The organism is [Flexibacter] sp. ATCC 35208 (assembly GCF_001975825.1).
Taxonomy (GTDB): domain Bacteria; phylum Bacteroidota; class Bacteroidia; order Chitinophagales; family Chitinophagaceae; genus Chitinophaga.
Map to the genome: position 1 here is coordinate 169,981 of NZ_MTKN01000008.1, position 13,548 is coordinate 183,528.

At 46.4% G+C, this 13,548-nt stretch carries 12 protein-coding genes; 5 read left to right on the forward strand and 7 right to left on the reverse strand.

What is annotated here, in order from left to right; translation table 11 throughout:
* From BW716_RS08000 to BW716_RS08015, 4 genes are all read right to left on the reverse strand, one after another.
* Positions 1-912: an NUDIX domain-containing protein gene (locus BW716_RS08000; protein ID WP_083722003.1), complete on the reverse strand. Its 912-nt coding sequence runs from the start codon at positions 910-912 to the stop codon at positions 1-3.
* Between the two features lie 171 nt (positions 913-1,083).
* Entirely contained in the window at positions 1,084-1,770 is a 687-nt protein-coding gene (locus BW716_RS08005) for an NUDIX domain-containing protein (protein ID WP_083722004.1), read from the reverse strand.
* A 14-nt stretch (positions 1,771-1,784) separates the two neighbouring features.
* On the reverse strand, positions 1,785-2,186 hold the full coding sequence (locus BW716_RS08010) for a hypothetical protein (protein ID WP_083722005.1): 402 nt from the start codon (positions 2,184-2,186) through the stop codon (positions 1,785-1,787).
* Between the two features lie 113 nt (positions 2,187-2,299).
* Complete coding sequence (locus BW716_RS08015; protein ID WP_179091038.1) at positions 2,300-3,913, reverse strand: M20/M25/M40 family metallo-hydrolase; 1,614 nt, start codon at positions 3,911-3,913, stop codon at positions 2,300-2,302.
* Between the two features lie 292 nt (positions 3,914-4,205).
* Here BW716_RS08015 and gcvT point away from each other — a divergent pair, with 292 nt between their 5' ends.
* The 4 genes from gcvT to BW716_RS08035 all read left to right on the forward strand — a co-directional run bounded on the left by gcvT (position 4,206) and on the right by BW716_RS08035 (position 10,502).
* The gene (gcvT, locus tag BW716_RS08020; protein ID WP_083722007.1) at positions 4,206-5,294 is read left to right on the forward strand and encodes a glycine cleavage system aminomethyltransferase GcvT; all 1,089 of its coding nucleotides are present in this window, start codon (positions 4,206-4,208) and stop codon (positions 5,292-5,294) included.
* 25 nt (positions 5,295-5,319) lie between these two features.
* Positions 5,320-5,793, forward strand: a complete 474-nt coding sequence (locus BW716_RS08025; protein WP_083722008.1) for an SRPBCC family protein — start codon at positions 5,320-5,322, stop codon at positions 5,791-5,793.
* A gap of 2 nt (positions 5,794-5,795) precedes the next feature.
* Positions 5,796-6,527 carry a 2-phosphosulfolactate phosphatase gene (locus tag BW716_RS08030; protein WP_083722009.1) on the forward strand — a complete coding sequence of 244 codons (732 nt, stop codon included), beginning with the start codon at positions 5,796-5,798 and terminating at the stop codon, positions 6,525-6,527.
* 231 nt (positions 6,528-6,758) lie between these two features.
* Positions 6,759-10,502 (forward strand): DEAD/DEAH box helicase, encoded by a 3,744-nt coding sequence (locus BW716_RS08035; RefSeq protein WP_083722010.1) that lies wholly within the window; start codon positions 6,759-6,761, stop codon positions 10,500-10,502.
* On the opposite strand, the gene BW716_RS08040 is transcribed toward BW716_RS08035, so the two are convergent.
* Together BW716_RS08040 and BW716_RS08045 are read right to left on the reverse strand one after the other, a co-directional pair.
* Positions 10,499-11,044, reverse strand: coding sequence for a metalloprotease family protein (locus BW716_RS08040; RefSeq protein WP_235643551.1), 546 nt, complete (start codon positions 11,042-11,044; stop codon positions 10,499-10,501). The two genes, BW716_RS08035 and BW716_RS08040, sit on opposite strands and share 4 nt — an antisense overlap.
* Before the next feature lie 3 nt (positions 11,045-11,047).
* Entirely contained in the window at positions 11,048-11,788 is a 741-nt protein-coding gene (locus BW716_RS08045; RefSeq protein WP_083722011.1) for a lipopolysaccharide assembly protein LapB, read from the reverse strand.
* Between the two features lie 163 nt (positions 11,789-11,951).
* On the opposite strand from BW716_RS08045, the gene BW716_RS08050 reads away from it, so the two are divergent.
* Positions 11,952-12,653, forward strand: coding sequence for a porin family protein (locus tag BW716_RS08050; protein ID WP_083722012.1), 702 nt, complete (start codon positions 11,952-11,954; stop codon positions 12,651-12,653).
* Between the two features lie 58 nt (positions 12,654-12,711).
* Here BW716_RS08050 and BW716_RS08055 read toward each other — a convergent pair whose 3' ends face one another.
* Positions 12,712-13,488: an enoyl-CoA hydratase-related protein gene (locus tag BW716_RS08055; RefSeq protein WP_083722013.1), complete on the reverse strand. Its 777-nt coding sequence runs from the start codon at positions 13,486-13,488 to the stop codon at positions 12,712-12,714.
* Positions 13,489-13,548 lie beyond the last annotated feature (60 nt).

Here is a 13,548-nt window from a genome sequence, read left to right on the forward strand (position 1 = left end):
TTAGGCGTTAGCAGAATATTTATCAGCGAGTTTTTCCAGCAATGGGATGTGTACAGGTTGGATGTCACCGTTAGCGATCATTTCACTGAGCTTGTTAACCGGTACCCAGCGCAGGGCGGCGATATCGTCGGCAGCAATGGGTTCTCCGAATATCAGGTCAGTACTGAATAAGGTCGTAATGATCTTGTCTACTTCGGAGCGGTAGCGCCAGTCGTCCATCTGCATGGAGAGTTCGTATTGCATAGGGCTGGTTTCCAGTTGACCACATTCTTCCTGCAATTCGCGGCGGGCGGCGGCATCAAAGTTTTGATCTTCAGGATCTGTGAAACCACCGGGCAGGCGCCAGGCATGTTCGGCAGGTTTGCGACCCAGTAACAATTCTGTGCGATTGTGTCTGAATACGGCGATATCTACGGTTGGATATACTTTCGGAAACTGATTGTATGTATTGTAGATAATGCCGGCTCTGAATTCTTCAGTATCAAACACTTTGTCAGACACTGCTTCGCGCAGGGCGGTAGCATTGTAGTCCTTTACAGGAGGCAGGTCATTGGTTGGATATCGGCCACCGTAGTAAGGGATGAAACTATCCCGGCTGCCGTACAGCACGAATGATTCGTGGGGGAAGTTAGTCGAGAGCAATTCATCCAGTTTGGAGGACCATACTTTATCATCGGCCTGATCGCTCAGCGGGAGGATGATGATATCGGAGAAGAGTTGTTTGATCATTCTCTCCCTGGTATAATAATCCAGCGGATGCTTGCGGCTACCTTTCACCGGGCTTACGCCGAGTACGATGATAAGGCGGTTATGCTTTTGCTTTACCTGCCGGATCAGTTCCAGGTGACCTTCGTGAAGGCTGGGTGTCTGAAAGCGGGCGATGATTACTCCTGTCGGTTTTAGCGTTGTCATATACCAGTGTTTTGTGTAACTTCTACACAAATATAAAAGGGTTCTTTTATATACGCAAAATATTTTTGGTGAAATGTACACAAATATAGTTTACGTATTGATTATCAATGATAAAAAATCCCCCTCCTTTTTGACAGGTAGGGGGATATAAAGAATGTCAGTTATGATCCATTAGATTTCGAACATAATTCCTTCCTGCTTCAATTGAAAATACCGTTCTTCATTGAAACTGTACAACTTGGCGGGTCTGCCTGCGGAGGGATGTTTTAGTTTTTCATTATGTTCCATTAATATCCCAAAGTGATTCATTTTCTTCTGGAAGTTACGTCTGTCTATAGGGCGGTCCAGAACAGTTTCATACAGTTTTTCCAGGTCAGAAATAGGAAACTTCTTATCCAGCAATTCGAAGCCGATAGGTTCGTACCGGATTTTGTTACGCAATCTTTTGACAGCGGTAGATACGATCTCGCCGTGGTCAAACGCCAATGCGGGTAAGTGTTTTATATCGAACCAGCGGGCGTCTTCAGCATCTGAGCTGGCTGCCAGCTTGAAGTTAGTAGGATTGACGAGTCCGAAGAAGGCGATGGAAATAATCCTGCCACGGGGATCGCGTTCTGGTCTGCCGAAGGTATACAGCTGTTCCAGGTAGTTGATGTGCACACCGGCTTCGGTGAGCAGTTCGCGTGTCACGGCGTCTTCCAGTGTTTCGCCATTCAGTACGAAGCCACCGGGTAGTGCCCAGTCATGAATAAAAGGGTCTATTGTCCGTTTGATCAGCAATACGGAAATGCTTCCTTTGGCAGTGTAACCAAATACAACTGCATCAACACAAAGGCGTATGTCTTGTCTAGGTCCCAAATGATGTAAGAGGGTTATTTAATATAATTGGTCACCTGCGTGCTATCTTTTTTCAGGTTGATGAACAGCGGGCTTTTCTGCGGGTCAAATGCGATGATCGTATTTGACTGCCAGGCATCTTCAGGCGCCGGTAGTTCGAGCATAACTTCCAACCCGTTTGCACGGCGGAAGAGGAGGCTGTCTTTGGTGACGAGGTGTTTTTTGAACCCATGTCTTTCCAGTATGCGGGCCATTTCTTCCTGACGCTGTAAGACGATATTGGTAAGGGAGTCACTACTCACTGGTTGGGCATTGCGTAGCACATAGCTTTTCTCGGTCACGACGTCGTAAGCTGAGGCATCCCGGTTATCGTTACGCGACTGATTACACGAAAAGAAGATGGTGGCTACCGTAAATATCAACAAAACAGGCTTCATATCACGATATTGAAGCTGCAAGATACCGGATTTAGAAAAAATAGCACAAAAAACGCTTTTGCCGTATGGCAGAAGCGTTTTTTGTGCGTGCGTATGCGTCTTCTGTGGTCTGTTTAGAATTGGATATCGAATTTCTTTTCCTGTGCACCTCTTTTTACCCATACAGTTGTCTTGTCGCCTTTTTTGAAGCTGGCGAGGGCCTGCATGTAATCTTCGAGGTTGGCGACAGTATGGTTACCCAGCTTAATAATGATGTCATTCGCAGCTAAACCCGCTTTGTATGCGGTTTTTCCCTCTGTGACCGCATCTACATGTACCCCATTCTTCTGCCAGGTATAATCGGGCATAATACCCAGGGTCACGGAAAAACGGGTACTGGTAGCCATCTGCTTATCCTTCGTTTTGGTAAATGCCAGTTTGGTCATGCCATTCGTTTTTTCCACGATATCATACACCATCTTCAGCACCACCACTTCACCATTATAATTAATCCTGTCCGCATCGTCAGAAGGTTTGTGATAATCAGCATGGGAGCCGGTGAAGAAAAACAGCACCGGTATATTCTTCAGGTAAAAAGAAGTATGATCGGAAGGCCCTGTGCCTGAAGAATCGAAAGTCAGTTTTATGCCTGCCGGCGCCGCTGCTTTTACGACCTCCGGCCATACGGGAGAGGTGCCTACCCCTCCTACCTGCAAACCTTTGGATGTATCCAGGCGGCCTATCATATCCATATTGATCATATAATCCACCGATCCCAGCTCCACAGGGGAATGATCTGCGAAATATTTGGAACCAAAGAGGCCCAGTTCTTCCCCGGAGAAGGCGGTGAACAGGACGTTGTATTTATTGAAATGCGCAGCTTTCAGTAAGCGGGCCAGTTCAATCAGCGCTGCTGTACCGCTGGCATTGTCATCGGCGCCATTGTGAATAGATTTATCATTGGGGGCCAGGGAGTTATGGTCCTCTCCTTTGCCAAGGTGGTCAAAGTGAGCACCTATGATGATAGTAGCAGGTGCTTTATTGTCCAAAAAACCGATTACATTGGTGCCGGTGCGTTTACTGGCGCCAAAGACCACGTTCATACTCACCTGAACTTCTTCAGCATTTTCCATGGTTTTGCTGATGCCGTCTGTCACCCACATTACCGGAATGGTGAGTGGGGTGGTTTCTTTTGACAACCATTTATGTACATCGGCAGCAGTTTCAGGGCCATTGTAGAAAACAACCCCGGTTGCTCCGGCTTTTGCTGCTTCGGCAGCTGCCTGGTGGTAGATCTCCAGCGGATCAGTATGTGGATCAGATTCAATGTCTTTTACATTGAGCAACCAGATATTATCCGGTTCATTTACCGCTGGCATTACATCGCCTTTTGCACGCTTTTGAGCGCTGAAAGGCAATGGAATGTACTGTTCAACGGGTATGAGCGCGTTGTTATTAATTGTCAGGGAGCTGGCAGGATCGATGGTTTTGCCTTCATTGACAGGGAACGTCTGGAGGTAGCCATTGTCTCCTTTGGGAGTCAGGCCGGCTTGTTTCATTTGTGCTGAAATGTAGCTAGCCGCCAATTGTTCACCGGGACTGCCCGTGAGGCGTCCTTCCAATTTGTCGCTGGCCAGGTAGCTAATGTGGGTCTGTAGGTTTCCCAGAGTCTTACGGTCGGCTTTCTTTTGGGCGGTCAGTTGCGCAGAAGGCAGCACGAGCGCCAGCAGCCAAATGGAGTGCTTCACAGTTGTATGCATATTTTAAAGAGATCAAGAGACGATAGTCATTCCAAGCAAGAGATAACCCGGTATCTAAGTTGTTGGTTAGCAAATCATACACCGCGGGATAATAACATTCATATCCTTTACGTTGTTTAGATTCCCGGTTCAAATTTATGACGCTGCAGCATAACTATTGTGACGGAAAAGGCAATTATTGGTCCAATTTCGCCGAATTTGGAAAATCAACCTATTTTTGCGGGGCTTAAACAAAAACTAAACTATAAGCATACCCAAAACAAGCACCGATCATTAGATTATGAAGAACACACCATTTACAAACAAACACATAGCGCTGGGCGCTAAGATGGCAGCCTTTGCAGGTTATAACATGCCTATCTCTTACACTGGTATCAATGATGAGCATCAGGCCGTGCGTACGAATGCCGGGGTATTTGACGTCAGCCATATGGGTGAGTTCATGTTAAAAGGGGAGCATGCGCTGGATCTGATTCAACGGGTAACCAGTAATGATGCCTCCAAACTGACGGCTGGGAAAGCACAATACAGCTGTTTGCCTAATGAAGAAGGTGGTATTGTGGATGACCTCCTGGTGTACTGCATCGAGGAAAATAAGGTATATATGCTGGTGGTAAATGCCAGCAACATCGAAAAAGACTGGAACTGGATCAGCAAATTCAATACGAAGGGTGTGGACATGCAGAATATTTCTGACCGCACCTGTCTGCTGGCTATTCAGGGGCCTAATGCTGCGAGCATGCTGCAATCCCTGACCAGTACAGACCTGGTAAACCTGAAATACTACACTTTCGCGAAAGGTGAATTTGCAGGTGTATCCAATGTGATCATCAGTGCTACAGGTTATACCGGTGCTGGTGGTATTGAGATCTATTTTGAAGATAAAGACGATAATGCAGACAAGATCTGGGATGCCATCTTCGCGGTGGGTGGTCCTAAAGGTCTGAAACCTATTGGTCTGGGAGCAAGAGATACCCTGCGACTGGAAATGGGCTTCTGTCTGTATGGCAATGATATTGACGACAGCACCTCTCCGCTTGAAGCTGGTCTGGGCTGGATCACGAAATTTACAAAAGAATTTACGGCACGTAGTATCTTTGAAGCGCAAAAGGTTGCCGGTTTGAAACAGAAACTGGTAGGTTTTGAAATGGTTGACAAGGGCATTCCCCGTCATGACTATGAAATCAAGGATGCCAATGGTCAGGTCATAGGCCGCGTTACTTCTGGTACACAATCGCCTTCTATGCAGAAAGCGGTAGGTCTGGGCTATGTTCAAACACCTTTTGCCGCACTGGATTCCGAGATCTTTGTAGCTGTAAGGGATAAGCTATTGAAAGCCAAGGTGGTGAAAGTACCGTTCTTAAGCTAATACACCTTTTTAAAACCATATCGCTATGCCTACCATTCATCTAACTACTGTAATTCGTGCTCCAATGGACAGGGTTTTTGACCTGAGCCGGAGTATCACCCTGCACAAGCGCAGTATGTCGCACCTGCAGGAAGACGCGATAAAAGGCTGTGTAAACGGTCTGATTGAAGCTGACGAAACAGTGACCTGGCAAGCTAAACATTTGGGTAAAATCAGACAGCTGACCACCCGCATTACGGAGATGCGCCATAAAGAGTATTTCTGTGACGAGATGGTAAACGGAGACTTTACCTATATGAAGCATGAACATCATTTTAAGCAAATCGAAAATGCTACGATAGCTATTGATGTATTTGAATATGGCACCCCTTACGGGCGTCTGGGCAGATGGTTTGAGAAGTTGTATCTGAACAGGTACATGACGCAGTTGCTGAAGATGCGTAATGATGTCATCAAGGACTATGCGGAGACCGAAAAATGGAGAGTAATATTAGATTGATAATGAGCAAAGAAGAAACACAGTTACCATCTTTAGAAGTATGTTTATCGCCTGCTTTACTGCACCTGCATGAGATAAAAGGTAGTATTGTAGTGATTATCGATGTTTTGAGAGCCACATCCACCATTTGTACAGCACTGTACAATGGCGCTGCCAGGGTAATACCGGTAGCCACCGTGCCGGATTGTATCCGTATAGGTACCGAACTGGGGGCGATCACTGCCGGTGAAAGAGACGGCCGGGTAGCTGAAGGTCTGGAGCATGGTAATTCGCCTTTTGAATACACCCGCGGGTTTATCGGGGGCAAAACACTGGTGCTTACTACTACCAATGGCACCAAGCTGTTGCATATGGCTAAGGATGCGGAACAGATCATTACGGGTTCTTTCCCTAATCTCTCTGCGGTGTGCGATTACCTGATTGCGCAAAAGCGCCCTGTGATACTGGGTTGCGCTGCCTGGAAGGATAAGGTGAACCTGGAAGACACGCTCTTTGCCGGTGCTGTGATCAGTCGCATTAAGGAGCACTTCATTATTAATGATGATGCTGCCCTTGCTGCTGAAATGCTGTATACCTCCAACAAGGATAATATCCAGGAAATGATGACCCAGGCATCGCATTACAAGCGTCTGGCGAAGTTTGGTCTGCAAAAAGACATTCAGTATTGCCTGACTCCCGACGGGGCAAATGTGCTTCCGCTTTATAAAAATGGAGAGTTGGTAATTGTAAAATAAATCTTAAAGTCCCCGGCGATTTTCCTTGCCGGGGGCTATTCATTTTATTGAAACCCCCTTCTGTTCAGGGGTTTGTCTGCAGGGACCTTGTCTGACCCTTCACTGCGTCCCTCCCGCTCATCTTTTTTACGATTTTTCTGTGTACTTTTGTGAATTGCCTTCTAGCCATCTGCTAAATATTTTAGTTTTTAACCCGCAAGTGGTCAGAATAAAATAAGGCAAACTGATACTATGTCGCTACCCCAGTTGCTCAAATATGTGTACAATAACGGAACCGATGAGGTGATCCGCAGGGGGAAACGCATATTTGCTAATGGTGGTGTGGAATTGATTGAGGCAGACCCTATCCTGAAATCGGCCACCTTTCGGGTGAAGAGCGATACCCATGCTAACTACTACCGCGTTTCCATCAACAAATATCACGAGACCAGCAACATGTCTGTGCGCTGTCAATGTCCCTACAACCTGGGAGACATTTGCCGCCATGAGGCTGCTGCCATGTTCCAGTTGCAGGAAATGCTGGACAAGAACCAGTTTGAAAGTTTTGGAATTTCATATAGCCAGCAGCATACACTGGTGAAAATTAAGTCGATTGATATAAAGGCCCTGAAGCTCCTTACCTCCAATGACCTGTTCATGGAAGCGGAGAAACTGGCCAAACAGAGCAAAGCCATCAAAGTTCAGTCAGCAAAAGATGAGAAAGTAGAGGCGATTGTGAAAGACAACGGTACCGAATACCCTGTTATTCTGCAGCGGAACGAGGAGCGTTTTTTTGATACCAGCTGTACCTGTGATGAGTCGGAACATGCGATCTGTAAGCATAAAACCGCCCTGTTCCTGAACCTGCTGAATACCCAGGGGGCTTACTACTTTGATAGTTTGCGTAACTGGGATAAGGAGAAGAACAAACTGCTTGCGCTGTATGGTTACTCTCTTAGCGATGATCTGAATGGTAAATTCACCTTCTCTTATATGGAAGGAAAACCGTTCCTGCGGGTATTGGATCCGAGTATCAAAAGAGTAGATGGACTGAATGCCGGCCGTCTGCCAGCACCGCCCCCTCCTACTGAAACTGCGGCTGTGATCACTCACAGACTGGGTATTGTATTCAATGCCAACGAGTCATTGTACCCTTTCTTCAGGATTGACCTGGTGAGCGGAGAAGTGAATGATGAGGGGGATGCGTTTGTATCGCTGGTGAATAGGCTGGACCTGACCAAGTACGTTGATTTTTACCAATATAAAGAACCTGATCGCGACCTGATCACCCCTATCCGTAAGGTGCAGGGTACGGAAGTGAGCAAGTTCCTGAGCAAGAATTCCCCTTTTGCGGGCATATGGGAAAACATCACCCACGACAATAACGAGTCGGCCCTGCCTACGGAAACCAAGGAGCTGATGCTGGAATACCTGCATCCCAAGCTTGCCAAATTGTTTCCGCAGATAGCAGCTCATGGCTTATTGTTCCTGTTGACCAACCGTCAGCCATTTAAAACCAGGAACCTCCAGGTCGTACAGCTGGCAGGGGAAAGGTTGCAACCCATTTTCAAGACACATGCAGGCAAGGATGCCATTGATATCACCTGCCATGTATCTATACAGGGGGAACTGATGAGTGTATCGGACAATGAATGGGACTGCCCGATCCTGTTTCTGAAAAATGGTGTATTGTACCTGTTCGAAAATCCACAGGATGCACTGCATGTAGAACTGTTCCGCGAACAGGGTCGCCTGCGCATTCCGGCTGGTGAATGGGGTACTTATCTGAAAGATTACCTGTTGCCACTGAGCAAACAGTATAATATACAATTTGATCATACCCTGCTGGCAGAAGTAGACGATGTGGTGCCTGAGGCCAGGGTATTCCTGCGTGAAGTAGGTGAAACGTTCATTATCCAGCCGGGATTCGCCTATCATGGGCAGGAAGTGGAGTGGAATGATGATTCGAAAATCACCGTGCAGGAAGGGAACAAGGTGCTGATCATTCACCGTAATAAAGAGGCGGAACAGCAGTTCGTAGAAAAGCTGTCTGCCCTGCATACCAGCTTCTCCACACCTACCAATAACAACTACTTCTTCCTGAGAGCAAAAGAAGCGCTGAAGAACAACTGGTTCTTCCTCTTCTTCGATGCCCTGAAGGAAATGAATGTACGTGTGTTTGGGTTTGAGAACCTGAAGAACTTTAAATTCAGTGCCTACAAGCCGGTTACCAACTTACAGATCAGCTCCGGCATCGACTGGTTCGATGCCCAGATCGAAGTATTGTATGGTGATCAGAAAGTAAGCATCCGCGATATCAAGCACGCGCTGAACAACAAACAGAACTACGTACAACTGGCAGATGGCTCTTTGGGTCTGCTGCCGGAAGAATGGCTGAAGAAATATTCCCTGCTCTTCAAGATCGGGGAAGAAAAAGATAAGGGTGCGCTGAAACTGAGTAAGTATAACTTCAGCGTGATAGATGAACTCTATGAGTTTATTGATGACGAAGCGATCCTGATGGAGCTGGAATCCAAGCGTAGAAAGCTGTTGCAGTTCGACGAGATCCGCAACATCGACCTGCCTCACAACCTCCATGCGACCCTCCGTCCATACCAGGAAAGCGGGTTCCAGTGGCTGAACTATCTCGACGAAGTGAAGTGGGGCGGTATTCTGGCAGATGACATGGGTCTTGGTAAGACCATTCAGGCGCTGACCTTTATACAGCACTACAAGAACAAAAACGACGACAAGTGCATGGCGCTGGTAGTATGTCCTACTACGCTGATCTACAACTGGGAAAATGAAATCAGGAAGTTTACCCCTTCCATGAAATATCATATACATCATGGTCCTGCCCGGCTGAAGGATGCAGAAACGTTACAAAAATTCGATATCCTGATCACCACATATGGTACCCTGCGCAGTGACATTACATTGCTGATGAAACTGGCGTTGGACTATGTAGTACTGGATGAATCGCAGGCAATCAAGAACCCGCAAAGTAAGGTGACCAAGGCTGCACAACTGCTCAATACCCGCAATAAGCTGGCGCTGAGTGGTACCCCGATGCAGAACAACACCTTTGATATATATGCCCAGATGAACTTCCTGAACCCGGGAATGCTGGGTAGTGTAGACTTCTTCCGCAATGAATTTGCCACACCGATTGACAAGTTCCAGGATGAAGAGCGCAAGGATCACCTGCGTAAACTGATCTATCCTTTCATACTGCGCCGTACTAAGGAGCAGGTAGCAAAGGATCTGCCTGAGAAGATTGAGACCGTGATCTTCTGTGAAATGGATGCGGAGCAAAGGCATATTTATGATGCATACCGCAACTCTTATCGTAGCAAGATCCTGGGGGTGATAGAAGATCAGGGTATGGAGCGTTCACAGCTTACCATTCTGCAAGGTTTGATGAAACTGCGCCAGATCTGTGACTCCCCTGCTATCCTCAATGAGGCAGAACAGTATCCAAATCACTCCGTGAAGCTGCATGAGCTGACCCGCGAAATGTCAGAGAACATCAGTAACCACAAGGTGCTGATCTTCTCCCAGTTCCTCGGCATGCTGGGCCTGATCAGGGAAAAGCTGCAGCACATGAAAGTACAGTTTGAGTATTTTGATGGTAGCACCAGTACCAGCGAGCGTGAAAGGGCGATCCAGAATTTCCAGAACAATGAAGAATGCCGTGTATTCCTCATCTCGCTCAAAGCGGGTGGTGTGGGTCTGAACCTCACAGCGGCAGACTATGTATATATTGTAGACCCATGGTGGAACCCGGCTGTAGAGCAACAGGCGATAGACCGTACGCACCGTATTGGGCAAACGAAAAACATCTTTGCTTACCGCATGATCTGTAAGGATACCGTAGAGGAAAAAATCCTTCAGCTACAGGAGCGTAAGAAATCACTGGTAAAGGAAATCATTGCTGACGATAGCGGCTTTATCAAGAAGCTGACGAAGGAAGATGTATTGTACCTCTTCAGTTAGTAATAATTAGCCAGGAATTTCATAATCAGCACTGGTAAGCCAAACGCGATTCCCATTCCATATAGTAAATTCAGCATGAACATAGATCCTGCTGCACCCAGGTAGATAAGCGCTACGATGGGAACGGTGAGGATTTTGAGCCATAATGGTATATTGTCTCCATGCCAGATGGTGTCCCACAGCACTTTGGCATCTGTGGTGCTGGGAAAGGCATGCATAGCGATAGAGAACCCAAAGTACAGCATGACAAAATCCAGGAAGTTCCCTTCACCAAGAATAAATACGGGTACAGCTGCAGGAAAGGCGATTGTCAGTCCCAGTAAGGTATTGATAATAAATGGTCCGATGCAGATGAACAGCTGGTGAATGGGATTACGTACCGGTTCATGTTTTACATAGCCGGCGGGGTTAGCCATCTGGAAATATTTTACTTCAAATATTGCAACGCCGAAGATCCGGCAGAATAACTGGTGCGCGAATTCATGGACTACTACACCTGGGAAGGTGATGAGCATGATATATATACCGGGTACAAAGATCATAAGTTATTTTACTGTTTTCAGCAGGGTCGCTTTTTCTGCGAGCGCAGCTGGGAGTTGATGATTATAGGATAGCATGCGATCACATATGGATAGCGCTTCTGTGTATTTTTGTTCCTGTCTCAGACATTTAGAGAGCAGCAGAGATGCCGTCCAGTTGGTAGGGTTAGCATGAACGAGTTTTCTTAATATGCTGTCTGCTTCAGGCAGACGGTTTCTTTCGAGGCACTCCCCGGCAGTGGCCAGATCGGGATTTTGAGCGTGGGTTTTATCCCACAGATCTTTAAAAGTGGCTACTTCTTCTGTCAGATCCTCTTTATACCTGAGAGATGGATTTTTTTCTAATTCATTTCTTATCGAATCAGCTGCTTCCAATTTATTATTGTAAAAATAAGCAGTGAGCAGATGAACTTTGGAAGCACCGTTCTGTGGGTACCTCTTAAGTATGGATTGAAATTCATTTTCGGCAGACACAAAATCCCGGTTATCAGCATAAGTGATTCCTTTCTCGTAAGAGATAGCGGCCTTAAAGTGATACTGAAAGCTGTATAGAGAAACGGCGAAGAGGATACCTAACCCGATGGCTCCCAGCAAGATATTTTTCTTTAACGGGTAGCGGCTAAATCGTTTTCGGCATGTTTTACATAACCTGACGGTATAGCCAGGTTCATAATCCGGGCTATTACATTGAAAGCAGGCATCAGGGCATTCCTGCTCCTCCTGTTCGTTGGGGGCATTCTCGATCATAGGTATTAAAACAGATTAAACCGCAAAAGTTATAGATTAAAATTCATTTTACAAAAAGGGAGGTCTGAGCCGGAAGGGGATTTTGGGAATATTTTAACCCTTTGTTTTATTCCTATTCCATTAAATTTGCCTAATATTCTTTTTCAAGACTTTATACTTAAACATGAAGAAAATATTCTTTACGCTTGGTTTACTGGGCGTTTCTTTCGGAATTTTTGCCCAGGATAACACGCCTAGCACTATCGTTTCGACAAAAGCAAAGACGGGCAATAAGCATTCCAAGGACTTCCTGGTGATCGAATTTGGGTATGTTGGCCTGACTGGTACAGGTGCTGGTAACCTCGATACCAAGTTTAACCGGACGTTTAATGTTGCCCTGATGTACGACATACAGCTGCCAGGAAGTAATATGAGCATTGCGCCAGGTTTAGGAATAGGGTCTGACAACTATATTTTTAACGGCATGACGCTGGACATCACGAATACAAGTGTTCCGTCCAAAACTTCTACAGATGCGTATAAGAAATCAAAACTGAGTACTACTTACCTGGAGATCCCTTTGGAACTGCGTTTCCGTGAGGTACCAGACAATGCTAACAAAGGTTTCAAGGGTGCGATTGGTCTGAAAGCGGGTTATCTGCTGAATGCCCATACCCGTACAGTTGGTAGCAGCAGTGGTTTTAAAGTTATTGAAAAAGAAGGCAGTACATACTGGTTTAATACTTTCCGTCTGGTAGGTACAGCAAGAGTAGGTTATGGCAACTTTGCTATATTTGGTACTTATGCGCTGAATGGAATGTTTAAAGATAACAGCTCATATTCAGTAAACGCTTATTCCTTTGGTATCAGCTTGAGCGGCCTCTAGTCGTATAATGATAACATATTTTGTAGCGGTCTGACCTTTGGTCAGACCGCTACTTATTTTAATTACCGGTGAAGACAGGTTTTCTTTTCTCGATGAATGCCTTGATTCCCTCTTTATTGTCGGTAGTTTTACCGGCGATTTCCTGGCAGTATGCTTCGTAATCCAATACGGTATCCAGGTCTTCAGTCATTCCTTTGGTCAGCATTTTCTTTAATAATGCAATGGCTTTGGTAGGTGCATTGGCATAAAACAATGCTTCTGTCTCAACAGCCTGATCCAGCTCCTCTCCTTTTACTACTTTATTGACCAGTCCCAGTTCCATGGCTTCGGTGGCAGAGAGTTTTGTGGCTTTGGTGGCCAGCTCGAACGCTTTGTGGTAGCCAACAGTACGGGGCAGGAAATAAGATGATCCGGAATCCAGCACCAGGGCGATATTGATAAAGATTTCAATCATTGAGGCTGTTTCGCTGGCAATGATCAGGTCGCAGGCCAGTGCCAGCGAGCATCCAGCGCCGGCGGCTACGCCATTCAATTTGCAGATAACGGGCTTGGGCATATTGCGGATGGCCCGGATGATAGGGTTGTACCGTTTGTGCAGAGATTCACTCAGCTTACGATCGCCTGCTTCCATGGCGGCCTTCAGGTCCTGTCCGCTGCAAAAGGCTTTGCCGGCACCGGTGAGGACCACGGCTCTTACCTGTGGATCTTTTTCTGCCTGCTTCAGGGCGTCCTGCAGCTCATAGCTTTGTTCATCATTAAATGCGTTATAAACATCGGGGCGATTGAGCGTGATGGTTGCAATGTTGTCTTGCACGTGGAGATTGATGGTGTTCATTGGGGGTAATGTTTGGGCTTAAAAAAGTATTTGAATAAAAAGAGCGTGTATCTTTTTTTG